26 protein-coding genes are annotated in these 24,363 nt (G+C 46.1%); 8 read left to right on the top strand and 18 right to left on the bottom strand.

Annotation, left to right across the window (positions count from 1 at the left end; genetic code table 11):
• Position 1: 1 nt before the first annotated feature.
• The 5 genes from CIK87_RS07040 to CIK87_RS07020 form a co-directional block, all read right to left on the bottom strand.
• On the bottom strand, positions 2 to 406 hold the full coding sequence (locus CIK87_RS07040; RefSeq protein WP_094386643.1) for a hypothetical protein: 405 nt from the start codon (positions 404 to 406) through the stop codon (positions 2 to 4).
• A 17-nt stretch (positions 407 to 423) separates the two neighbouring features.
• Entirely contained in the window at positions 424 to 858 is a 435-nt protein-coding gene (locus tag CIK87_RS07035; RefSeq protein ID WP_094386594.1) for a LexA family transcriptional regulator, read from the bottom strand.
• Between the two features lie 68 nt (positions 859 to 926).
• A complete protein-coding gene (locus CIK87_RS07030) occupies positions 927 to 1,511 on the bottom strand; it encodes a DUF6642 family protein (RefSeq protein WP_144008141.1) in 585 nt (194 codons plus the stop codon).
• A gap of 14 nt (positions 1,512 to 1,525) precedes the next feature.
• Complete coding sequence (locus CIK87_RS07025; protein WP_254046519.1) at positions 1,526 to 2,254, bottom strand: nitroreductase family protein; 729 nt, start codon at positions 2,252 to 2,254, stop codon at positions 1,526 to 1,528.
• Positions 2,209 to 2,853: a recombinase family protein gene (locus tag CIK87_RS07020; RefSeq protein ID WP_094386591.1), complete on the bottom strand. Its 645-nt coding sequence runs from the start codon at positions 2,851 to 2,853 to the stop codon at positions 2,209 to 2,211. The genes CIK87_RS07025 and CIK87_RS07020 overlap by 46 nt, the downstream gene beginning before the upstream one ends.
• Before the next feature lie 317 nt (positions 2,854 to 3,170).
• On the opposite strand from CIK87_RS07020, the gene CIK87_RS07015 reads away from it, so the two are divergent.
• From CIK87_RS07015 to CIK87_RS06980, 8 genes are all read left to right on the top strand, one after another.
• Positions 3,171 to 4,232, top strand: a complete 1,062-nt coding sequence (locus tag CIK87_RS07015) for a hypothetical protein (protein WP_144008140.1) — start codon at positions 3,171 to 3,173, stop codon at positions 4,230 to 4,232.
• A 13-nt stretch (positions 4,233 to 4,245) separates the two neighbouring features.
• The gene (locus CIK87_RS07010) at positions 4,246 to 4,692 is read left to right on the top strand and encodes a hypothetical protein (protein WP_027455107.1); all 447 of its coding nucleotides are present in this window, start codon (positions 4,246 to 4,248) and stop codon (positions 4,690 to 4,692) included.
• Positions 4,693 to 4,695: 3 nt separating this feature from the next.
• On the top strand, positions 4,696 to 5,058 hold the full coding sequence (locus CIK87_RS07005) for a hypothetical protein (RefSeq protein WP_094386589.1): 363 nt from the start codon (positions 4,696 to 4,698) through the stop codon (positions 5,056 to 5,058).
• A gap of 25 nt (positions 5,059 to 5,083) precedes the next feature.
• Complete coding sequence (locus CIK87_RS07000) at positions 5,084 to 5,581, top strand: hypothetical protein (RefSeq protein WP_094386588.1); 498 nt, start codon at positions 5,084 to 5,086, stop codon at positions 5,579 to 5,581.
• A gap of 79 nt (positions 5,582 to 5,660) precedes the next feature.
• Positions 5,661 to 6,548 carry a hypothetical protein gene (locus tag CIK87_RS06995; RefSeq protein WP_144008139.1) on the top strand — a complete coding sequence of 296 codons (888 nt, stop codon included), beginning with the start codon at positions 5,661 to 5,663 and terminating at the stop codon, positions 6,546 to 6,548.
• A gap of 242 nt (positions 6,549 to 6,790) precedes the next feature.
• Positions 6,791 to 8,248, top strand: coding sequence for a MobV family relaxase (mobV, locus tag CIK87_RS06990; protein WP_094386586.1), 1,458 nt, complete (start codon positions 6,791 to 6,793; stop codon positions 8,246 to 8,248).
• A gap of 83 nt (positions 8,249 to 8,331) precedes the next feature.
• Entirely contained in the window at positions 8,332 to 9,792 is a 1,461-nt protein-coding gene (locus CIK87_RS06985; protein ID WP_094386585.1) for an OmpA family protein, read from the top strand.
• Positions 9,793 to 9,825: 33 nt separating this feature from the next.
• Positions 9,826 to 10,323, top strand: a complete 498-nt coding sequence (locus CIK87_RS06980; RefSeq protein WP_094386584.1) for a hypothetical protein — start codon at positions 9,826 to 9,828, stop codon at positions 10,321 to 10,323.
• A gap of 92 nt (positions 10,324 to 10,415) precedes the next feature.
• On the opposite strand, the gene CIK87_RS06975 is transcribed toward CIK87_RS06980, so the two are convergent.
• The 13 genes from CIK87_RS06975 to CIK87_RS06915 all read right to left on the bottom strand — a co-directional run bounded on the left by CIK87_RS06975 (position 10,416) and on the right by CIK87_RS06915 (position 24,350).
• Positions 10,416 to 11,912: a zincin-like metallopeptidase domain-containing protein gene (locus tag CIK87_RS06975; RefSeq protein ID WP_094386583.1), complete on the bottom strand. Its 1,497-nt coding sequence runs from the start codon at positions 11,910 to 11,912 to the stop codon at positions 10,416 to 10,418.
• Positions 11,913 to 11,917: 5 nt separating this feature from the next.
• Entirely contained in the window at positions 11,918 to 12,532 is a 615-nt protein-coding gene (locus tag CIK87_RS06970; protein WP_027455114.1) for a hypothetical protein, read from the bottom strand.
• A 230-nt stretch (positions 12,533 to 12,762) separates the two neighbouring features.
• Positions 12,763 to 14,313 (bottom strand): glucosaminidase domain-containing protein, encoded by a 1,551-nt coding sequence (locus tag CIK87_RS06965; RefSeq protein WP_094386582.1) that lies wholly within the window; start codon positions 14,311 to 14,313, stop codon positions 12,763 to 12,765.
• A 66-nt stretch (positions 14,314 to 14,379) separates the two neighbouring features.
• Positions 14,380 to 16,887, bottom strand: a complete 2,508-nt coding sequence (locus CIK87_RS06960) for a zincin-like metallopeptidase domain-containing protein (RefSeq protein WP_094386581.1) — start codon at positions 16,885 to 16,887, stop codon at positions 14,380 to 14,382.
• 24 nt (positions 16,888 to 16,911) lie between these two features.
• The gene (locus CIK87_RS06955) at positions 16,912 to 18,330 is read right to left on the bottom strand and encodes a hypothetical protein (RefSeq protein ID WP_094386580.1); all 1,419 of its coding nucleotides are present in this window, start codon (positions 18,328 to 18,330) and stop codon (positions 16,912 to 16,914) included.
• 21 nt (positions 18,331 to 18,351) lie between these two features.
• Entirely contained in the window at positions 18,352 to 18,993 is a 642-nt protein-coding gene (locus CIK87_RS06950; RefSeq protein ID WP_158216216.1) for a DUF4134 family protein, read from the bottom strand.
• Entirely contained in the window at positions 18,990 to 19,271 is a 282-nt protein-coding gene (locus tag CIK87_RS06945; RefSeq protein ID WP_027455118.1) for a hypothetical protein, read from the bottom strand. Before CIK87_RS06945 ends, CIK87_RS06950 begins: the two co-directional genes overlap by 4 nt.
• A 23-nt stretch (positions 19,272 to 19,294) precedes the next feature.
• Positions 19,295 to 20,125 carry a M23 family metallopeptidase gene (locus tag CIK87_RS06940; RefSeq protein ID WP_094386578.1) on the bottom strand — a complete coding sequence of 277 codons (831 nt, stop codon included), beginning with the start codon at positions 20,123 to 20,125 and terminating at the stop codon, positions 19,295 to 19,297.
• 28 nt (positions 20,126 to 20,153) lie between these two features.
• Positions 20,154 to 20,858 (bottom strand): hypothetical protein, encoded by a 705-nt coding sequence (locus tag CIK87_RS06935; protein ID WP_044109272.1) that lies wholly within the window; start codon positions 20,856 to 20,858, stop codon positions 20,154 to 20,156.
• Positions 20,859 to 20,887: 29 nt separating this feature from the next.
• On the bottom strand, positions 20,888 to 21,556 hold the full coding sequence (locus CIK87_RS06930; protein ID WP_094386577.1) for a hypothetical protein: 669 nt from the start codon (positions 21,554 to 21,556) through the stop codon (positions 20,888 to 20,890).
• Positions 21,557 to 21,599: 43 nt separating this feature from the next.
• Complete coding sequence (locus CIK87_RS06925) at positions 21,600 to 22,268, bottom strand: hypothetical protein (protein ID WP_094386576.1); 669 nt, start codon at positions 22,266 to 22,268, stop codon at positions 21,600 to 21,602.
• 61 nt (positions 22,269 to 22,329) lie between these two features.
• Positions 22,330 to 22,821: a PH domain-containing protein gene (locus CIK87_RS06920; protein ID WP_027455122.1), complete on the bottom strand. Its 492-nt coding sequence runs from the start codon at positions 22,819 to 22,821 to the stop codon at positions 22,330 to 22,332.
• 2 nt (positions 22,822 to 22,823) lie between these two features.
• A complete protein-coding gene (locus tag CIK87_RS06915; protein WP_094386575.1) occupies positions 22,824 to 24,350 on the bottom strand; it encodes a toprim domain-containing protein in 1,527 nt (508 codons plus the stop codon).
• Positions 24,351 to 24,363 lie beyond the last annotated feature (13 nt).

Here is a 24,363-nt window from a genome sequence, read left to right as displayed (position 1 = left end):
TTTACTTATGGGCTTTGTTGTATTCTTCTTTGGTCATTATGCCTTTTTTGGCTTCTTCAATGGTCTCTGCATCTTTATAGAAAATCCAATGAATAACCGGGTGGCCACCATATGCTGATGAATATGCTTGTTGAAAGCTCCAGCCTTTTTCAACCATATAATTTGCAGCATCGACCATACTGTTGAATTTTATTTCTTCTCCATTCTTTTCATCAACAAATTTTAGTTTGCTGCTCAAATCTCCCCACATATTATAAGATGCTTGGTTCCCAAAATCAAATATGATTTTAAGACCAGAAGAAAGTTCTTTCTCAATGCCTTTTACTTCACAATAATAACGTTTTGTCTGTGCATAAGAACACAAGACAACGAAGAGAAGTAAGATACTTGTCAAAATCTTTTTCATAATGATTGTATTTATTACTATCGCCACTTTTTTATAGTCCAAATTACCACGCCCCACACTTCAAAGTCATCATCGGCATCAATGCGGATAGGCTTGAAGTCCTTGTTGGCAGGACGTAACTCAATATAGCCGTCCTTACGGTGACGTAAGTCGAGGTATTTGATGGTGAACTCATCATTGATATATCCAACGACAATATCCCCATCCTGTGCTTCGATGGAACGGTCAATGACGGCAATATCACCGTCATTGATACCTGCTTCAATCATCGAATCGCCTTCCACCTTGCCATAGAATGTTGCTTCTGGGTTCCGAATCAGTTCACGATTGAAATCCAGTGTCTCATGGCTGTAGTCTTCAGCTGGAGATGGAAAACCAGCTTTTAAACCTTCTGCGATTGGTAACTTTAGTTTCTTTTTGAAGTCACCCAGTATGATTTGAATGTTTGCCATTTCAAATTAGAGGTTAATTATTCTTGTTAAAAGCCTTACGTCCTGCATCGGTTATAAATCCTTTTCTTTCAATAAGCTACAAATTTATACCTTTTCACAAAATAGGACATTTCATTACAAGCCAAATCCATCATACGCTTGGCTCTAAAATCAGGGTGCTTGTAAAATGAGTTCAACAACCATGCTTCAAAAATGAAGCTTTCGGTCATCTCAACAGGTTTTTCATAGCCTGTTACCATTGATGCACCTGTCAGTATTTTGAATTCTTTGATTTTTTGTTCGTTCATTTTTAAAGTACTGCAACTTCCAAAATGAACAATCTTTCCATCAAATACATTATGGTTGGCTTCCGCAAACTCTATCAAATCATAATGATCTTCGCCACCATATTTGCCAGAATCGGCAAAGACGATTCTACTTTTTTCACCATGAAAGCAAAGATATACAATGGTAAAATCTTTGTATGAAGCCCGTTTCAAATGGCTGATGTAATAGTCGAAATCTGATTTTGTCGCCACTTGTCTAAAAGCAAATCCAATTTGATTTGTTGAATTGTTTAAAAACTCAAGCATTGGCTTCGCTTGAGGTTCATATTTCATGTCAAACACGCTTTGCTCCCATTCTGTTTCTAAACAAAATATTTTATTATCCATAATTCTGCCCTTTTTTAAACCCACTCAAAGTTGACTTGCCCGGCACCAATTTCAAAATGGTATTTGGCAATGCCTAAATCCATCTTTGCATAGCCAATCATAGAGAATCCTTTCTTGGCTTTTATTTGATGGCAGTTGTTTTTCACTCCGACATGCTCAAACGAAAACTTCTGCTGGTTTACGGCTGTAGGAGCAAGCAAGGCTGCTTCAACGCCTTTCTTGAACCATGATGGAGTAATGTCACTGGCATTGCTTACCTGCTCGACAGTCTTGATTTTATGGCCGACACCTTGTGTCTCACCATAGCCGATAGCAATGTAACAAGCGATTTTCTCGTCTTCGCTAAGTTCATACGTTCCAGGCACCTTCGAGTAGGAGAGACCTACCCAGCATGTATTTAATCCAAGTGTCTGAGCCAATAATACCAGATGCTCACCATAGTAGCCTATGCGTTCATCAAGATCTTCGGCTTTCTTTCCTGCCATGACAATATAGTTGTTGGCATTACGGAACTTCCCATATTTGGCCATTGTCCCTTGGAATGCCTTTGGCTCGTTAAGGATCAACTGCATATGCAGCTTGCCTTCATGATTCAGAACGGCAATCTGCTCTTCCAGTGCCTTTACTACATCGTCTGTCAAAGGCTCTTTTTTATATGCCCTTACACTATGCCGGGCTTCAATAGCTTCTTGTAGTGTCATTGTTTGTCTTCTTTGATAATCGGGTTCTTCCTTTCGTTCCATTTCTTGATTGGGCCAGAATGTGGGCCACGATTTAGTGTTATGCCATATTTGCGCAGGATCCTGAAGATGGAACTTCTGCTCTTGAAACCGCTGACAGCCCAAATATCGTCAATAGCATGGCCTCCATTGTACATGTTTACAATCGTAGCCTCTCGTTCTTGACGGGATTTAGTTGATTTTGTCTTGGTTTTGGCAGTACGCAAACGCATGATATGGGTAGATGCCTTACGAAGTGTGGCAACTTCTGCAGGGAGGGAACCAATCATGTCGAGGAAGTCTGATGTCTTCAAAGCAGAGAAGACTTCATCCTTTGAGTCAACTTTGTCGTGAATGGATATTATACGTATCACCTTGATACGGCATAGTTCGAGGAAGTATGACAGTTCTCTGGTACCACGCAGCGCATTACTGAATTTGCTCAATACCAGTTCATCACCTCGTTCAAGACTCATGAGAAGAGCTTTCCACTCTGGACGCAACTTCTCATCCTCGGCATTCTCTTCGACAATTTTCACGCAGCCGAATTTCTCCATCCAAGCCTTATCAGACTCGACGGATTCGTATGCCTCTGCCAGAAAGATATAACCTACCTTTGCCATATTTGTTTTCAGTTTGTTAGTGGGTGAAACTTGCGTTTTTACCTGTTTTATGATGCAAAGATACACTTTTATTTCCAATAATAATCATACTCAAATGATATTTGTGCATTTTTAATACTTGATACTCGACTGTTTATTTATTTGCGAGTATGATTATTTCAAACTTCAAGTATCATTTATAACAATACTTAAAGTTACAATCATACTGCTCGCTATTTCGATTATTATACTTACCTTTGCAGCGGATTTCAAACAATTATCAGTATATGTACAGCACTAAACCAAATTGTTACATGAATACTTTAAAGCTTTACTCAATGTTGAAAGTCAACCAAAAGAAAGCAAAGGAAACAAAGTATAATCATACTCGCATTATATTGGCTATTTCTGCCACTATAATTGCCATCCTTTGTATGGCATCATGTGCCACTGACAAGTCGAAGTATCATTTCGATTCAAGTAAAGATGCTCTTACGAGTTATCATGTTTACTTGTCTGAACTACAGAAAAAGGAATCCCTGTCTTCAGATGATTTTGTAACCACCATCAGCAACTGGTCTGAGTTGCGTGATAGTGTTTACGCTTACATCAGCAAGGATTCAGCATTCTATGCTCATACTTATCTGTCTTCAGAGTTCTATAGCATACATGACTCTATCAGAACTGAGATGTTCAGACTTGCCGTTGGACAAGACAGGACACTCAAAGACGTTCTTAGAGTCAAGAAGTCCACCTCACAATATAATAATGAGGAGGACATCAAAACCACTTTTAACTCAGCCAAAGCGTTTTATGCCTCTCTTGACAGCCTTGAAGTTTTCAAAGCAGACAAAGGACAGACGCTTGTCTTATACAGAAAATTCTTTTCCGGCATAAACGATATCGAGTTTAAGAAGCTCAACGATCTGAAATCAGTCATCCGTACTGAAGACAGATTATTCCGTACCTTCCTTACCCATATCAATGAATATAGTGATATATCTCTTGCTGATATTACCAAAGGTACAGAACAATTATGTAAGTCTGTCTATGGATATGCGACTGATGGAGAACTTGATGCCAAGGATGTTATGGTATATATGTCTATGCGCACGAACCGCCGTTTGGTGCAGAATACCCAATCTTGTATTGAAAGCATCAAGCGCAGAGACAAGCTTACCGACAAGCAGCAGGAAGCTTATTACTGGATGCTCATTCAGCCTTACATAGCCATAGATTCCTTTGGAATGGCTATGCTCACCCCAGAACAGGAGAGGACTCTGCTCTCATACGCTGACGAGATTCAACGTATGGAACAGACACACAAGCTCGGCAAGAATCACAGGAAACTTTCAGAAATGAGCAACCTCATTCTCAAACTTTACATTTCAGGACTCTAATCAAGACATCACTATGATACAAGAAGAAATCGAACAATTCAAGATGCTTGCGCCAGCCATTCTGCCAGAACTCTTCGATAGCGTAAGCATCGCAGAAACAGACATCGACGAAGAGAGTGCCACAATTTCCTACGCTTTGTCTCACCAGTACGACCTGGAAGATGTAATGGACAAATTCGAGGATCAGATGGAACTTACCATCCTCTATCATTTCATCCCCTCTGCTCATACTGATTTCGGACACCAGTGCTGTGCTTACTCAGATACACAGTTCGGCCACATGTTCAAGATACATGCCAGTACGAATGCTTCTGGTAAGGTCGAGACTCTGACAGTCACAGTGTACGATTCCTTGGATGCCATGTGTACAGACCTCATGGAAGACCTTGACCGTCATGAGAATCGAGGAAAGTTCGTTCATAAGGTTCCAAAAGAAGACCTGTTGGTAGAGTTCTGCTAATGTATGGAGCTTGCTTTAATCAGACGAATAGCAGACATCATCAATGAACGAAGGACATGGATAAACGCAGAACTCAGTCCGAAACAAACTCCATATCTCATACCGCTCGACGGCACTATTTCTGTATGCTACAGTTGCTCCCTGAACCTTCAGGTCATAGAAGCACGAAATGGCTACAAAAAAAATCAGAAGTGGATAATACCAGAAGTCGTACTGGAGAAATCTGCCAGAAAGATAAAGGCCCAAGATGCAGCCTTTTGGGAACGGCTTATCACTGGGCAAATGAACTATCAGGACGTGGAACGTCTCATTCTCGATGCCACTTACGGCATAGTAAAACTCACACTCGATGAATACGGAATTTAATGTTTAACTCTAAAAACGTGTAAGTATGATATTCTCAATGATCCATCTGGTGCTTATCTCCGTGATAATCCTTGCACCTTGGTTCCTTTACAAGAACCCGTCGCGTCGGATGATACTGTTCTATCAGCGGATGTCCTACAGTACCCATTGCCGACTGTTCTATGGAAAGATTCTGCTGCTGACACTCATCCTTTTCCACTTCGTCTGTTACTGGATGAAGCCAGGAGAATATGGAGTGATGCTGTCCACTGTTTTGGTGTTTTATCTTTTCTCGGCAAAGCGTTCTCTCTCACTGATCAATGGCATACGCAACAGCCGTGGGGTCATGGTTTTTGTCTTCACAATAGCACTGGCACTATTGTTCACACCTCACATGTACAGTCTCGGTGTGACTTTGGGCTACATTCTTCTGGCAGTAGGCTTCTATCCTTCAAGTCTGCTGGAGGGTGAGAAGCCATCCCATAAGGAGTTTGCCACCTATCAGGAATTTCAGGATGACATTATTCGTAACTACTACTTATAGCACCACTCAAAGTGGACACTCGGTGATTTAATCAACGTCTGCTTCAGGCAGACAAGTATTCAAAACAAAAGGATTGTAAATGGATAACAAGAATGTAACTTTGTATGGAATGGAGAATGACATGGCTCTTCTCCAATTCCTTCGCTCTAAGAATACAGAACGATTCACCAAGCTCGATGCCTTCTGCTATTTGATTGGCAAAATGTCTGGACAAGGTAAGGCACATAAAGGCGATTCTTCAAAAGATATTTCACCACTTTGTCATGGTGAATTCACAGGTTCAATCTCGGAGCTTGCCAATGATTGGCATTGGCACCGCGCTACGGTACGCTCATTCCTCGATGGACTGGAAAGCCTTGGTGTCATCAAGCGAGAACTCCAAGGGCGTGACTATACCTTCATATTGCGTACCCACACCAGTCTTTCTATTCCAATCATCACTTACGACACAGTGCTTGAAGTCGCTTACCTTCTTCTCCAACACTGGGACGAATACAATCTGTCTCCTAAGTTCCTGGCTGCATACTTTGAAGCATACGACGGAACTATGAATGAAGAAGATGATTGTGGTGATCCCGACTGGAACAGGGAAGACCATAATGCAAAAATCGTCTTAGAATGTTTCTCTCATCTGGAATTTTCGGTCATCTTTAACCTACGACCCGATGATTCTCTTGTCCAGATGGTTGCATCCACTTTCAAAGGTGCAGGTCAATGGTCATGGACAAAATGGATGCAAGCTTTGATGTATATGGACTTTGTTCTGATGGGAGAAGATTTCCCAGACATTGATAAGTCTGATGAAGACTCATACAAGCACAATGCTTTTGTCTGTGACTTCTCAAAGCAGGACATGCGTCTGCTACGTGAACTGTTCTACAAGTTGAAGAAGATGGAGAAAGATGATTCCGAACAAACGGACTCAAACCACACTTCTTCTTCCCTTACTTCTCAGGATAACGAATGATGCTTTTAATCTGTAAACAGTCTTTTGCTTTTTTCATGTAGTCCGGGAGCAAGCCCGGAGGCTGACCGAAATGTTAGCGCGATGGGCTTGCCCTTATCGGGGCACCAGGCTTGCCTGTTGTCCACTCAACGAAAGGGAGGGGTAGCCTAATACCCCTCGACCTAAAAGGACGAGGGAGAGGTGTCCAGATGAATTAGCAAGCTAAGGACACAGATAGTAACAAAAACAACCATACGAAGCGTATGAATGGAGCTAAACAGGTAATTGATTTCCGTGCCTCTAAAGGCTTTACGGTATCGCAGAGCAACGAGCATCTACGTGTCTATTCAGACAAGACACTGAAACATGCTCTTTCCATAGGCAACTATGATTTGACTCGTGAGCATCTGAATTTCGAGATAACCAAAGGAGGCAAAATACAGCCAGTCGATAAGACCAGGAGCATCCCAGAGCGAATCGCAGCAAATCTTGCAGCTCGTGGTATCAAGGATCCAAATGAGGGACTTGAAGAACCTCGGTTCCGAACAGTGGTGAATTTCATCCTTGGAGGAAGCCGTGAGCGAATGCTTGAAATCGCTTTCGGTGACCAGAAAGTGAACCTGGCAAAAGGTGCTGATAATTCTCACCTGAAACGTAGCAAGGACATTGAACAATGGGCGAAGGATATGTACTACTTCGTCAGTGACAGATACGGTGAAGAAAACATTGCTGCTTTCGTCGTTCACTTGGACGAAATGAATCCTCATGTGCATCTTACTCTTCTGCCTATTGATGAGAATGGTCGCTTTGCCTACAAGAAGATTTTTGCAGGAAAGGATAAGTTTGAGTTCAAGGCAAGGACACTGGCCATGCATGATGCTTTTGCCAAGGTGAACGAGAAATGGGGTCTCTATCGTGGCACAAGCATCACTGAGACTGGAGCCAGACACCGCTCAACGGAAGAGTACCGCCGTTTGCTCGATGAGGAGTGTGTCACACTGGAAGATAAGATAGAGAACCATCGTAAGGTGCTGTCAGGTCTTCAACAGGACATTTCACTGGCAGAGCGTCGTGTGAAAGGTCTCACATCTATGGTGCTCAACCTTGAAAAGGATAAGGAATCCGTAGAGAGGGAACTGGATAGTCTGGCATCTGCTGTTTTGGATAATGCTGATGGCAAGCTTTCCAATGAAGATAAGATAGCTGCTCTTCACAGACAACTTGCAGACATCAATGCTAAACTGGCAGACAAGAAGCAGAAGCTGTCTGATGCTGAGGATAAACTTGACAAGCTGAAGAAAGAGGCTGAGAACATCAAGGAACGCACAGAAGAGCTACGAGGTGAAGCTACACAAGTGGCTACTTCGGTGCAGCAAAAGGTACGTGATGAAGTGACCAAGGCACTCTATGAGAATGTGGTCAGTGATTTCAGATTGAGACTCCCACAGATGCCTGATGACGTTCAGCTTCATCTGGACGAGTCAGTACTGATGGACGTTGCTGAACACGGGAACCAGATTGTGGCTTGCGCCATGCTTCTGTTTGCCGGATATGTCGAACAGGCTACAGAGTTTGCCAAGGGGCACGGGGGAGGAGGAGGTGGCCCATCTTCAGGATGGGGACGAGACCCTAAAGATGATGATCGTGAGTGGGCGCGTCGATGTGCGATGATGGCCACCAAGATGATGCGCTCTGGTTCTGGACGTAAACTGAAGCGATAATCCTTTGCTGAAGTTGCCACTTGAAAATTCGATTATAGTCAATACATTGCTCAAAGTAAGTAATCTTAAAAAGTAAAACAAGAATGAAAAAAAAGATTGTAATCATGTCCATGTTATGCCTGGCACTAACTGCTTCGGCATCTGGACAATCAAATGAAGTTGACTCTTCCTACATGGAGCCAGTCATCACGTCGGATGTCATGCTGCAATCCCTGCAGCCCACCTATCTCAGAAACGTCAGCGAAGGCTCAGGATGGGACAGAAACTGGTTCCTGGAGGTCAAGGGTGGAACATCTGCTTTCCTTGGTTCGCCAGTGGGTTGTGGTGACTTGTTCGATCGTCTCACTCCAGCTGTGCAGGTTGGTATCGGGAAATGGTTCACTCCAGCCGTCGGTGGCCGAATTGAGTTTCAGGGTTGCCAGTTCAAGAACGCAGAGTTTGCCACTATGAAGTACCAGTTCATACATGCTGACTTCATGTATAACCTGACCGCTTTCATTAGCCAGAATGAACTTGGACTATCCCGATGGGATGTAATTCCATTCCTGGGCGTAGGCATGGTTCATAACTCAGACTGGTCAAGTGGAAACGGAAGTGGCACTAACCATCCATTCGCCTTTGCCTACGGTCTCGAAGCAAGATACCGAATCACTAACCGTCTGCATCTGCTTGCAGAGCTGAGTGGTATGACTACCATGAAGAACTTTGATGCCATAGGTTCTTCCAGTCGGTTCGGTGACAATATGCTTACACTGTCAGCAGGATTGTCTGTGACCATAGGTAAGGTTGGCCATAAAAGAATCATCGATGCAAAGCCCTACATGAGCCAGAACGAATGGCTGCTGGACTATGCAAATGACCTGTCATCCCGAAACAGATACTTGACGAAACGTGTCCATGAGGATGAGCAGTGTATGGCAGAGTATCGTAAGATTCTGGAGATAGAAGGTCTGCTTGACCTCTACAAGGACAGGCTGACAGACAAGGGACATACGAAAATCAAGTCCCTATATCCTAAGAATGATTATTCCGGCTTGAACAGTCTTCGCGCACGTCTGGCTAACCGAGGATGGGACGGTAATCCCAATACGATGCCAAGAGCTATGCAGAAACGTAATGGCATGGAAGATACTGAGGATATCTATTCACTCGATAGCCTTTTCAACAACTCAGGCGTTACTGACAATGCTTATCTGAGTGCTATGCTCAACGGGCAGGAATACATTGGTGCTCCCATCTACTTCTTCTTCCATTTAGGTACGGATGTCCTAACCGAAAAGAACCAGGTGATGAACCTCGACGAGATAGCCAGAGTAGCCAACAAACATGGTCTTCAGGTAAAGGTCATTGGAGCTGCTGACAGTGCTACAGGTACGGAGTCCATCAACGATAATCTGAGCCGTCAGCGAGCGGAATATATACGTCGCTTGCTGCTTGACCGAGGCGTTGATGACAGTCGGGTATATACCATCTATGCAGGTGGCATAGACAAGTATTCTCCTGCTGAAGCAAACAGAAACACCTGTGTAGTGCTGTCTTTCTAAAGAATCTTTATAACAACCAATTTACAAACAATTATGATTGATATTGAAACTATTACCCCCCAGCAACTGTTGCTGATGCCCGTCGATGAGTATCTTCGTACCTTTGGCAACAAGAAAGCGTCTAAACGCGCTCTTGCCATCCTGTGTACCAAGTTACTGAAAAATGCAGACCGTCTGCGTAAGAATCTGATTGGTGGCCGTCCACTGTCAAAAGACGGAGAACCTCTTTGTGTCGGTGACCTCATTCGTGTTCCACATCCATACCTCTACAAAGCGAGGATTGGACAGGACAGCCTTCACTTTATCTGTGAGGCTCTGGAGAGAAATGAGCTTAGGCTGAATATGAACGACAAGGCTATCGAACAGTATATTGAGACTTTCGATATAAACATTACCAAGCTCCGCATGGTGCTTGAACTCCTTTGCCGTCAGTGCCTCAGAGAGAAGAAACGTGATTTCTCACGCATCTTCGACCGTAAGAAGGAAATCATGCCTGGCTTTGACTGCTATGTGCTTGTAACCAGAATTTAGATCTTCTAATTGTTATTGCTTTTTTTCTTTGGCATACAAAGAAGGGCACCGCTCGTGAGAGTAGTGCCCTTCATCCTTTGTGAGTCTGGCTGTTATCGGTGAAAACGATGTCCGATGCTTTGCGCCTCGTTCTCCTTGGGTGGTTCCTTTGCGGCAACAGCTTCAGACAGAATGGACGACTCCTTGCTTTCACGTTCTCTTGCATCATAGAAAGTGACGGGGTAAGTCTTCGTGGCAAGGAACGGTGACTCGCCTTTGCTGGTCAAGGCTTCCTCGTTCCTGGGCCCGAAAGCAGGGTATCGGTTTAACTCCGTGCTGTTCTCGAAGTCGATGTTCATCACGAAGCCATTGGGGAAGTGTTCCTTGGTAAACGCATCAACGTTGGCCACCTCCTCATCGGTCAGGTTGGTGGCATCACCGTTCTCCAGATAGTTCAGGCTCCATTCAGGAATGTCAAAGGTGCCCAGATTCTTCAGTTTCGGCTGTTCCGGCTGTGATTCGGACTTCCCCTCGTCAACACCTTTGTTCAACTGAAGCTGAATGGCATCGACCTTTTGGGTAATCATCTGTGATGCTTTCTTCACATCTGTCAGAATGGTCTTGATGAAGGTAGGTTCCTCCTTCAGACTCTCCAGCCAGCCTTTGAGATAGGCAGCTGAATCTTCCTTCAGATGCTTGGTCATGCCATAACGCTGAGATACAAGCGCAGCCGTCATTTCTGCCTTCAGCTCCTCGGTACTGTATTCCTTACTGCCGAAAGAGGTTGGTTTGAGCCTATCCAACTGGTCTTCAGCACCTGTTGAATGAGCCATCTCGTGAAAAAGGTTGCTATAGAAGGACTCACCATCCTTGAACTGTGATTTCTCTGGTATGACGATTTCCTTCTTTGAAATGCTGTAATAGGCATTGTCACCATGAATAGGCTTGATGGGGCAAATCCACTCGTTATGCTCAATCATGTGGTCAACAGGCTTGAAAGAGAACTCTTCACCCTCTGCTACCTGTGGACGCACCTGCTGATTCTGTTCCTCCAGCTTGTGATACAGTTCCGGGCGAGCTTCCTTCAGGTTCGTCTGGTCAACATTGAAGACGTTATAGACAGACAGTTTCGGATAGACATTGTATTTCGCCTTTTCCTCTTCTGAAAGTCGCTTGTAGTCATCATACTTAATCTTCTCCTTCGTTTCCTTGTCAACACAGGTGAAGGTAGTGATGAATACAGGGATGGACTTGCTTCCTTTGTTGATGGACACCTTGGGTAGTTCATTGCCCTCTGCATCGGTAAGCTGAACCTTACCACCTTCCTTGTCCTTGCCGTAGTTGAGACCAACCACGCGGTCGAAGGTACAGAAGACAGGCAACTTGAAGCCCTCTTTCTCGCAGTGCATCATGAGCATCATGGCGTTCATGCCATTGTACTCCCTGCCTGAGAGGTTCTTAGGCCATGTAAGGGCACCTTCCGTAAACCAGGGCTTCTTCCAGTCGCTCTGAAGAGTTGAGATTTTCTCAATCATCATTTCGGCAAACTTTTCCAAAGCTCTGTCTTCGGCTGATGGCCCTGCATGGTTATATTTATTATCCTTACGCATAGGCTTTAGGTGTTAGGATTGTTAGCTGTCTTGTCCCACTTAGACACCTCACTGACACGGCAAGCAATGTCAAGACGGTCGTTATAGACAGACATCTGGAGTTCTCCCTTGGCATTGATGCCTGCCTTGGGCTGCATCCAGTCCTTACGGCTCTCGCCAAACTGGAGGAAACGGATCCAGGTGTAATCGTAGTTCTCGCCGTTCTTCTCGCTGCTGAAGGCTGAGAACACACAGAAGGGATTGCCCTTCTTGTCCTTCTTCTCCTCAATCTTATTGCCGAGAGTGCCGCGAAACTCGATATCACCCTTGATGCTGTCTTCAGAACCTGCGCTGAAGGTGTTGATGCCTGTTGCAGAGAGATTCAGATAGAAAGCTTCTCCTTTCTTGTGGAAAGTGAGAGTGCCAACCACCTCGACACGATTGCCTACAGGATAGTTCGCAAGCTCCTCCTGAGAGCCGCCATCCTTGGCCACGCTGATTTCTACGGTCTTGTTGATGCCAGACTTGGCAGGGATGACCACGTTGATACCTAATGACATGAAGGGCTTACCCTCCTTACCTGTACGCATCTGCGCTGTGCGTGAGATGGTACCACAAACTGTTACATTACATTTAATCATAAAAGCTGAAAATTAGAAGTTAATATTAAGAGAAAAGTTATAGTTGCTGGTCTTTTGTCGCTGCATGTCTGATGTCTTCCGCTATCCAGCACAGTAAGGCTACCATGACAGAACAATAGATAATACATCCGATCAGACCTAACAGGCAATAAAGTCCATAGATGATGCTGATGATGATAGCTCCGGCTATCAGCAAGGTCAATACCTTATTGAAGATTCTTTCATTCATGTTACTTTCTTTGAATGGATTGTTCCTGGTTCTGTTGTGCATCCATGCCTTGCTGATAGTTTTGGGACATCTGCTGTGAAACAACAATGCCGTTCACCACACTGGCTACTGCACGACGTTTGTCATCCTCTGAGAGGTTGCTGTTTCCCAAGGCTTGCTGGAGTCTTATCATTTCAGCATTGGTGATTTCATGGGTGAAGTTCACCGTTCCGTTATCCACCTGAAGAAGTGGCCTGTTATCGGAAATGATGAGATTGCACACTTTCATCTGGGGGAGGAGAGAAGTCAGGTCTATCTGTCTGTTGGCTGCTGCATCAGTGACAGCTTGCATCTTTTCCTCCTCGCTCTTGTTGTCAATCTGGATTGCCAATGTCATCAGTGAGGTGAAAAGAGTCATGGCCATATCTATCACTGGGTCACCATTCGGGTTCATGCTCATACCGCTGTCCTCTGAAGACAAGATTTTCTTCATCCATTCGTCAGGTGACATATTCGTGTCAATCTGCTGCTGGGCTGTGACAGTTTCCTGAGCAACAGGATTTGCAGCCTTATAGCTGGCCAACAAGTCTTTTCCGTTATGAAGCAGCTGTTGAGACAATCCACCTTTCTGGCTTATCTCTGCGATATATGCAGCTGGGTCAATATTGCGTTTCGTGCCGTCACTGGCAATGGTCTTGACCTCAAAATGCAAATGTGGCCCTGTTGTCCTGGTTCCTGTATTTCCTGATACGCCAATCTTCTGACCGGCATTGACATTATCTCCAACCTTCACGTCGATGCTCGACATGTGCATGTAGGTCGTCTGATACTTGCTGCCATCTTCACGGTTATACTCAATCGTAACCGACTTGCCGCCGCCAGTGTTGGCATTGTGGTTCACACCAACCACCTTGCCGTTGTTCTCTGTGGCAAGCAGTGCCTCGTTTTTGCAGCTTACGTCAATTCCTTTATGGAACTGCGTCTTGCTGTGATCCATTGGGTCACGACGGTTGCCGAATGGTGAAGTCACCAGCATGAACTCACCTCGTTTCAAAGGAAGGGAATAAAGACCATTGGGAGTGGGCTTTGCAGTAACACTATTGGCAGGAGTGGCAGACACATCCCCCTTGCGGTAGTCTGTGGTGCCAATCTTCTTACCTTCTCTCTTAGCCTGTTCAATCACCATCTGGTCATATTTCTGCAGGTTTGCCCCTTCAATGACTCCAACGATGGTGCTGACATAGTTCTTGGCGGTAGCATAACCACCAGCCTTGATGCCAGCAGCCCATCCTTTGTAGTCATCGGCAGAGAGGTTCCTGGTGTATTTCTGATAGCGGTCTGCCATGAGGACTTTACTGTGGTCTTCATAGCTCTGCCCAACGTTATCATACTTCTTGAACTTCTCATTAGGCTTGTCATCGTCGGCACGGACAAACTGGCCGTTGAACTCACCCTTTACACCAAAATGGTTATTGGCAGTTCTGGAAAGCATACTCTTTCCTTCTGCTGACTCAATGATGCCTTGGGCAAGAGTGATGGATGCAGGGATGCCATATCTGCGCATCTGCTCCATAGCTTCCGCTGCATGTTCCTCAATATATTTTTGTCTTGATGCTGTCACTTTCTTTATTCTTTTAGGTTATCGATGAAAGGCTTGATGCTTCTCTGGTTCTGCCTTAGTTTCCTTTTCTGAGGCAACACCAGGTGACACCAATTCTGAAATACCACGCTTTGCCGTCTGTTTGGGAGCTTCCAACTGGTCACAGATGGCTACACGCTCTCCGGCACGGATGAGTTTTGGCAGATAGGTGTCAAGGGCATGGTAAGGGAAACCTGCCATCTTTACAGCATTGCCATCAGGCCCTTTCTGCTTGGTGCTCTTAGTGAGAGTGATGCCGAGTATCTTAGAGGCTTTCTCAGCGTCTTGCTGATAAGTCTCATAGAAATCGCCTGTGCGGAACAGAAGAAGTGCGTCTGGATGCTTGCTCTTCAAGTCCAGGAACTGTTTCATAATCGGAGAAAGGACTACGGCTGCTACGGCTTTGGTCTCTGCTTTGGTGGCTTCTTCCTTGGCTTTTTCCTCCTTACGCTCTCTCTCTTTCTGCTCTGGAGAGTTACGACGCTTCTCTTCCTCCTGTTTCTTCTCAGATTGCGTCTGCTCTTCCTTCTGCTCCTCCTTCTTGTCTTCCTCTTCATGGGCTTCGACATTCTTTGTCTGCTCCTTGGTCTCAGACTGTGCTTCCTGCTCAGTCTTGTCGGTACCAACGGCTACTGCATCGGTACGTTCCTTGCGGAGCACATCGGCAAAAAGGGATGCTGCAAGGTGGGTCTTGTAGTCCTGTTTGTCATCTGCCAGCCACATGCGCTGCCACTGCTGCTGATTGACCTCACGGGCTTGAAGCCTGTTGCCGTCGATGGTAGGTACGCACAGAATGACACTCGGCTTGTTGTCGGTGGCTTTGGTCTTGAAGATGTTCACACGCTCGATACGTGCCAACTCCTCGGCTGTAGCCTGACTCTTGAAAAGGTCAGTCTTCAACTCTGGCTTCTCCATCGCCATAGCATAGTATCTGGAAGCCATCTCCAGACGCATGTGGTCACTGGCTTCTTCATTGCCTTGCTTCATTGTCACGAAAAAGCGGTTGACATCTGCCTTATCAGCATACACGGCAAAGGATGGCTCATTCTCTGGCTTCAAGAACATCGCCCACTTGCCAGCATCATCCCTCAGCATAAGCACTTTGTCGAAAGCAACAGAGTTGGAACGGCTGACTGCCTCTGCAACATCGAGCTTGGCAAGGTCTCTCAGTTCCCAGTTGTTGAGCTTGGAAACGGAAACTTCCTTGCCAGCGAAGAAGCTGTCATCTGGGCGATAACCAAGTGAGCCATCCATGTTGAAGAAGGAAACAGTCTCGAAGCCTTCCTTGCGCAGGGCTTTCTCGATACGTCCTTTGTTCATGCCTGGTATCTCGTTGTCCACTTCCAAGGATGCACCTGCAGGGAGTACAACATCTGCTTTCTTTGCCTCGGAGTCACGGACTACGACAAATTCCTTGGTGTCCTTGTTAGGAAGGTTCTTCAGCTCATCGGCGACATAGTAGTGCTTGGGCTGTTCTGCCTGTGTTTCCTCTTTCTGCTGTGGGGATGACATTTCAACCTTCTCACCACGCTCTGCCTTGTGAAGCATATCCAGAGCATTGTTGACATCCATCTCCACGACATCAATTAGACAGGGATTCTCTTTGAGTTCACGCTGCCAGTAATCGACCATCTTCATGCTTTCGGCAGAGAGCTTTGCAGGAAGTCCCAATTCAAGCATCTTACTGCCAGCTGCCAACTCAACAATAAGGCGTTCCTGCTTTGCTGCATCTTCTTGAGAGGTGTTCCCGTTGTTCATGCCGTTGCGACCCAGACGCTGTGCATTGCCTGTGGCACTTACGACCTGACGCATGAGTTCATTGGTGAAGTCCTTGTAAGACTCAAAATCCTTCTCACTTGGCATATACACCGTGTCTTTCTTGGCATCGTAGTGGGCAACACCGCTGCCGTCGAGACGGATTGGAACAAGGTTGTCGCGTGTCTTCAGGATGAAGTCATTGACTGAAGTACGGAGGTGGTCACTCTCAGATTTGGAGTGCTCACGATCCTCAAAGGTTCCATGTGTCTTGACTTCCTGCTCGTAGCGTTCCTTGTCAACGAAAGGAAGGGTTGTCTGGTCAATATTGAACAAAGCACGGACTTCACGGGTTCTGACTCCCTTGTATTCTGCCTGTTGCTTCTCGTCTAAAGCCTTGTAGTCTTCACGGCTGATGACATCTTCAGGATTATGTCTGTTGACATACTCCTTCCAGTTGTACCAGTTGAAGGGAACTCCCTTTTCCTTGGACTGTACAGACTCACCTCGTTTCTTGGCTTCGCTGAAGAGCGTGTACTCGTTGGTCTTGTAGTTGTTCTGGTCACTGTGAAGTGCCATCGTCATGGCATTGAAGGCTGAGACATTGACACCTCGTGGATAGAAACGGGGTGCCGTCTTCTCTGATGGGTTCAACCATACGCCGCCATTCTCCTTGGCTCTTTCCATTGCATAGATGAGAAGTTCAGCCTGTTTTTCGGCTGCTGCTTTCTCCTGTGGGTTCTTTTCCTGCATATCTCTATTGTTTTAATGGGTTTATTATCGTTGTGCAAGTGTCCTGGTCTGAGCCTGTTGTTCACTGGCTGCATAATTCTCAGCTGCTATCTGTCGCATCTGGTCGTTCTTGGCAAGTACGGCATTGGCAAGGGTGTTAAGAGGCAGTGCGCCCTGATTGTATGCATCCACAACTCTGTCCGGCAATGCGATGGTGCATGGAACCTTGTCGATGGTTGCAATCAGACAGTTGCCCTTAATCTGCGGTTGCGAGATTCGGGCATTGAGGGTTTCATCCTCATAGACCTTGTAATTGCCCCGGACATTGGCGTTTCCACCTTGTCCGTAACTGACTCCTTTGTGATTATCCAAGGCTTCGTGACCAGCCTTGTTCAAAAGGTTGAGTCCTCCCATACCGATGAGAACCATCTTCAGAATGGGATTTCTGACAAACATACCTGCCACGATACTGGCTAAAGGCAGCATGTTATCCTTCAGACCAAGTGATTTGGTCTTACCTGTGAAAATGCCTACAAGCATGTCTGGAAGCATGGCCAGTACATAGCCGAGATTGTGACCTATGTCGGAAATGCCGTTCAGACCAACAGAGCTGAGCAATCCGCTCCAGCCATTCTGATTGGTCTGCTGTGGTTGCTCCTGCTGTGCTTCAGGTTGTGTCTGGGCGACTTCTTTTTGCTCTTTTACAGGCTGCACCTGTGTTTCCGTTGTCCGTTCCACTGTTGGGGTATTTTCTTTTGGTTTTGGCTTGGGTTGTTCCTGATTCCTTTTTGCCTGAGTAGCCTTGTATTCGGCTCTGTGTTCGGGCGCAATAATCAAGGGAACATCATCGGTTTCTTTTGCTCCCACCTTATCAATGGCGGCATTCAAGGCAAGGTCAACACCAACGAACTTGGCTGCTCCAGACCAACTGCCACCGATACCGCCCATCGTCATATAGTCTGCGGCTGCTCCTAAGACATAACCCGTTCCTTTTTCCAAAGTGGATGGATTATACCTCTTCTCAGCCTGTGCCGTGATATGGTTCTCCAGTGGCGATTTGTTAAGTGCCTGGGGAAGATAGAAGATGGTGTTGGTTGCTGCCTTGCGCATGATATAGTCAATGGATGACTTCGGAATCTCATCCTTGATCATCTTTTCAATCATCATCTTCTCTATCTCTGGAGTGACGGCGATGTGCTGCTTTTTCAGCTCATCCTTCACCATCTGAACGTAGTCTTCAGTATGCTTGGAGTTCCATTTCCCCGTGTATCTGAGAGAGGCAAGACTGGCTGCTTGTGCTGACATTCCACCGTCAGGCCCAGCTGCTCCAGCCATGATATACGGCAAGCTGCTGGTATGAATGGCCATCTCTTCAGACTGCTTTAACCGAAGGTCTCGCATTACTTTGTTCATTATTGGCAAGACCTTAGTTCTGAATAACTTATCGTTGTTTGTTTCTGCCATTACTTAAAGTGATGTTACAGGTTAATTATGAGGTAGATTACCTGATATTCTCATCAGCTGCTCAAACATGTCATGGTCGATTTGACCTTGACGATAGGCATTGTGAATGTAGGCAAGAGTACGTCCATAAGAACCTTCTCGTCCTGACCCGAAATGATCATAGATGTCCATCAAGTGATTGGCGACTGTCATATTCGTTTCTGGAGGGAATGTAATCCAGTTTCCAGTTTTGTCATGGAAGGATGGTATTTCCGTGTTGATGCCAGTCTGTGAGATTCCTCCTTTGTCAGAGGCAAGGAACCCGTCTGAATTTGCGCTACCTGTAGATGAACTGCTGCTTCCTCCTGTGGAAGAACCACTGCCATCAACTCCGAAGTACTGAGGTAAGGCGGTAGCCATCAATACGAAGCACATACAGCTGCCTACAGTCATCATCATCCTCTTCCTGATTTGGTTAGGATTGGTCTGCATACTCAGATAGATGCTCATGGCACCTGCAACGGCTATCACGGCAGCTATCACATAACACACTCCCTGAACATAAGGAAGGTAAGAACCTACGCCGTCAGCAGCATCGCTCAAACCAGACAAGCCACTGTCTGCGAATGAGGACACTGCCATTGGCATAGCGAAAATTATGGAAAACAATCTTTTTGTTATCATAAGTTCAATTGGTTTAATATCTGTTCTTTTGTCTGTTCGATGGCGTGATGATAGACTTCCATCTGTTTTGGAAAGTATTCCTCTAACCATTCGTCCTTATCTACATTGTCATTGATGAACTTGATTGCCAGCATACGGTCAATCTCTATGGCAGCTTCACCTGCCTCGCTGTTGTTGAACCATGCCTTTGTCCACCATCGGATTCCGCTTTTGTCTGGATAGACACTCACAAGTCTTGGTATATCGAAGCTCTGCACGTCAATCTCCAGCTCTGCCAGCGGATCGATGAGTCCGCTACTGGCTACGGCTCTGTCTTCAGCTTTTTTTTTTCGAGTGCGGACATCGTACTGAGGAATACATGATGCCTCAATGCCAGATAGTTGAGGAAATCGGCTATCAGCAGGTTCTGCACTTTCTCAGCCAATGGTATGCTCCTGGCACCCATACCCAAAGGATTTGCCATGCTGGGCAGGGTCTCATAGAAGTAGTTCTTCATCGCTGACATCGTGAAGATGTTGCGAAGCGCAAGCTCTGTATGCTCAGGAATGGAGTACAGGCCATTGCTCATGTCACTCATGTAGTCCGGGAAGAAGCGCATCATCAGCTCTTCAATCTCATTCTGGTCTTTGTCGTACATGGTATGCACGTCCATGTCGATGGTGACGAACTGAGGCACGGCACCAACCTGACCTTGCTGTTCCATTGTTTTGAGGTTGCCGTAAATCATGGTGAGAAATTCCAACGGGTTCATTTCCTCGCCATTGTACTTAACTTCCATGTGGAGCATGTCGGCACTCACAGCGACCACCTGACCTGCCTTTACTACCTGTCCGTAGTTGGCAAAGACATTGCTCAGATGGGAATAGGTCACTTCATAGTTGCCGTAGCGGATGACCTGATAGATGCCGTGAATGGCATCATTTCCCAATCCCGACACCTTACCTGTAGCAACAGCAGAAAGCAGGTAATGCTTGACATCGAAGTCAATCCCATGATGGAAGAATTTCTCTCCTGTCTTAGGGTGCTTCTGCTTGCCGTAGCCGAGCGACATCTCTACATCTTTGTTCTTCTCCTCAAACGGCATACAGTAGCCGCTGTCTGACTGGAGTATCATTTCATGTGTAAACTGCATATTGTTATCCTTGAAAATTAGTCTTTGATTATCTGCCCCTGTGAATCTGTTCCCTTGGCGGTTCATCCACCTGAACGACCTGTGCCTGTGGCTTCGGCAGCTCCCTCTGTGGTGTTTCCTGTGCCAAAGGCTTCTGCTGTCCACCTCCCAGCACCTGACTCATATTGGCATTGTTGCCAATCATCATCATGCCAAGGACTGCTCCGGCTATCTTTCCGAGCCATCCGAAACGTCCGAAGACAAGCAGAGCTGAAAGTACCAGTCCTGCAAGGCTGAGACCTGACACGTTGCCTTTGCCGAGGTTGCTGAAGAAGTTACTGAACATATCGCCTCCGTTGCCAGAGAACACACCACGAAGGAAGTTTGACATGCCGCTCCACTTGCTATCCACACTGGTCATGGCATTGTTCATGGTATCGACAGCACCGCCTACGGAATCTTTCAATTCGGTTACGGTATTGGCTACGCCATCAACCTTATCACTGACCGTATCAATGGTATCTGAGCCAACGACAGCATCGCCAACAATACGGGCGACACTCTTGTCTGTAGTCAGCTTTTCCCAGCCGACGTATGCGGCAGCACCGCCGACAGCAGCGGTCTTGGTGGCTGTACCGAGTCCCTTGATGGTTCTCTGAGGATGGATGACGGCACTGCCAACGGATGAAGCCGTTGCCTTGGCTGCACGGCCACCGTACTTAAATGTTGCTTTGAGTAATGAACTCCAACTCATATTCTATGCTCTTTAAGTTCAACAATCAATTATCTTCTGCCATTTCGCCTCCAGCGTTCCATACATTGCCTTGTGATACTGGCTTTGTCCGCTTCGCTCCTGGCACTGTAATCAATCTCTGCCCACACGTCAGCAAGGGATGTGTATTTCACCGCCTTGATGAGACGCTGGAGTTTCTTGTTCATGAGTTTGAGCTTAGGACGGATGCCAAAGATAATCTCCAGACGTTCCTTCTCGGTCATCTTGGTATTGGCGAGACAGACCTGACGGATGTCATTGACAATATCCACACTTCCCATGATAATCTCCCGATAGATCTTGTTACGATTAGCGGAAAGTGCCACTGCAAGGGCATTCGTGGGATGAGCACTTAGCTGATGGCTGAAACTTCCAAGGTTGTCAACCATCCTGTCAATCTCATGGTAGAAGCCGTATATCTGTGCTGCATAGGCTATGATGCCGTGAAAGTCATCAAGGTACTTGTTGAACTCCTTCTGAAGGTCTGTGGTAGCATTGACCTCTTCGGTAATCCAGATATGACCTGTTGCCTCCAGCAGCATCATCTTTTCCTGTTGCTTCAGCTCTTTCTTGGCTTTGTCCGTATAGAGCGCAATCATTCCTGCCAGCACAGGGTCATTGCCCTGAGCATGGAGCATACTCCCACCAACTCCCCCGAAGGGGAGGGCGAGAGTCAGCATGATTATGACAAAGAAAGATTTATTCAACATGATTCATTCCGTTTTAGTAAGCAGCTCTGGCACATCTTATCCATCGTCTGTGGGCCTGGAGTGCTATTTCCCCATTGGTACGGTCAATCATTCCAGCTGTCACACTGTTCCATACATCGGTCATGGTGTAGTAGCGGATGGACAGATAGAGCTTGGTGAGTTTCTTATTGAAAGCATCGAGCCTGTCATTGAGTGCCCAAAGGGTTTTACTTCTCTCGGCTCCAGTAAGCATATTCTCTGTACCTCCCTTGGCAATGGCATCCCTCAATGTCGTGTAGATGGTCACAAGTTCCGTGGCCGTCTCTATGTAGAGGTTATTCATAGACATAGTTGCTACGATACCTTGCGGATTGTCGGCCATCGCTTTTCTCAGGTTACAGAGATTGATGAAGATGCGTACACCGTCATCATATAGTGTGGTACAGGCTTTTAATGTACTGGCATAGCCGTCCACCGTCTTCAGATAGGAGTTGTACTTCTTTTCCCACTTGTGGATCATCGTAAACTCGGCTGCAATGCCGTTCTGAAGCAGTGCGGTCTTCTGCTGGTCATCAATCTGGGTCTTGATCTGACCATTGATGAGTTCATTGCCTTCTGCCAGTGCCACATATTCCAATGGATTACTGGAGGTTATCTGGGCATGGGCTTTCCCGAAACTCAACCACAAGAGGACAAACGCCATAACTGCGACTGTCCACCACCGTTGGTCAAAATGCCATCGGTCTTTGTTCATAGGATAGATGTTACCGATTGGTGATTTCATAAATGCCTTTTCTGCGTTTATTGTATTCAACTCTTTCTCTGATGATAGCCACCACATCGAGCTTTTCTTTCACTCCGTAGATGTCGAGCTTGGGATTTGTCCTGTCGCCGCTGTAGATGCTGACGGTCTTTAGCCCGAACAACTGTTCCAGTATATCCCTGCTCTCGCTGAAGTCCACGATGCGGTAAAGCTCAATGTAGTCGCTTGTTCTATGGAAGATGCCATGCTGGATGATAAGTTGCTCAGAGGAAACAATGAACCTGAGTTTGCACAGATACAGACAGCCATAAAGCATCATAAGGGTTGTGATGGTACCAAGTATCAGAAATGGTGCCTTGAAGGTGATGGCTTCATGTCCGGCAACAAGGAACAGTACCATACTGACAAGGAACATCAATCCTTGACTGATGATATACTGCGCCCAATGTGGGCGAAGCGTGATGATGTTGAAGCGTCTGATTACCTGTTCCATAGTTACCGATGATAATGTCTTCGCTCTTCCTGATCTGATGTCTCTACCTCCATAGCAACATTGCCTTGCTCGTCAACACTGGTGGTATAGTCCACGTCATGCTGTATCTTCTTGTCATTGCCAACATCCTCGGATTCCACGTCAAGTGCCGCCGTGTCTTCCTTGATGTCAAGAGCCTTGCAAAGACTCTCCTTGAAAGTCTTCCATGCCTCCGATGCCTGGTTGATAGCTTCCTCTTTGTCGCATGGTGCTACAAGTCTGGAAGAACGCATCTCGTAGGCATCTTCATACAGGGCTTCATATCTGGCATAGAGTTTCTGGACTGACTTCGGAAGAAGGTCAATCTGCTCACTATTCGGATGAAGCACATCTTTCGTGGATGGTATGTTATCCGTTCCTTTTCTGAAGGAATCCACGTAAGCCTTGTATTCTTCAGGGACATTGCCCTTGGCAAGTGGATGGTTCTTACGCTCAATCATGGCAAGCAGCTCTTCATTGAAGTCCTTATAGCCGTCATTGGTTTCCTCACGGACGACACGGTTACTTGGGACGTTGGCTTTCTCTGCCAAGTCCCTGAACATGTCTGCGAACTTCATTCCGGCATCATCCATGTCAAAGCCCATGTGAAAAGTGGCATCCTTGGCAGTTCTCAATAATCCTTCAAACTGTTTTGCGGATGGATTACCGCCCGTAGAAGCATAGATACCACCAACAAGCTCCTTCTTTTCCTGTGTGGTAAGGTTACTATCTTTGCCAGCCAGCATCTGATAGAAAGCCATTGCATCGTATGCACTCTCAAAGATGAAGACTCGCTTGGCATCCTGTAGCTTGGTGCCCATCGGACTGGCAATCCAAAGACCTTCACTGGCATTGGAGCCTCTGGCCATGCCTTTGTAAGATGTGCCGTCCTGCTTTCTTCTTCCCCTTTCTTCCAATCCGACAATCTTTCCGTCTGAAGATCCAGGAATGGTCATGGGGAAGGAGAGGTTTTTGTAAGTTTGGTCGCCTACAGTGCGTTCTGCAAGGACAAAATGATGATGGAAAGCATACTGCGTACTGAGGTTGATACCTCTTGGCTGGAAATATGGATAGAATGGCTTTTGCGTTTCCCTGTCATTGCCATCAAAACGATGCAGTTTGTAATCGTCTATCTTGAAAGGTGGAAGGTCACGCTGTGGATTGATAATCTTCTTTTCCCTTTCCTCGATAGGATTATTCAAAAGTCTGTTGCAGACAAGGTTGACGAGTCTGTCCTTATCCATGCCAGCCGTGTAGTCAGAGAACATTTCTGGATGCTCCTTGATGAAGCTGATGACGTTGTAATTCTTCCGCGTAGGCGGCTGGAAACAGCAAAGGCCATTGGCAGTGACAATGAACTTGTCACCACGAATACGTCTGCCCTCGCTGTCCAGCCTTACATACGACGGATAGCGCAAGCCGTCACGTCTGTTCAACGTGTAGCCAGCGTCTATCAGCACATCCTGAATACTGAGCTTGTTTTTGAAATCGTCGTAGGTGAGTTCTGCCATTTTGTTATCCTGA

Source organism: Prevotella sp. P5-64 (genome assembly GCF_002251285.1).
Lineage (GTDB): Bacteria > Bacteroidota > Bacteroidia > Bacteroidales > Bacteroidaceae > Prevotella.
The sequence above is the reverse complement of the archived record's forward strand: the minus strand, read 5'-3'. Positions and strand labels throughout refer to the sequence as shown.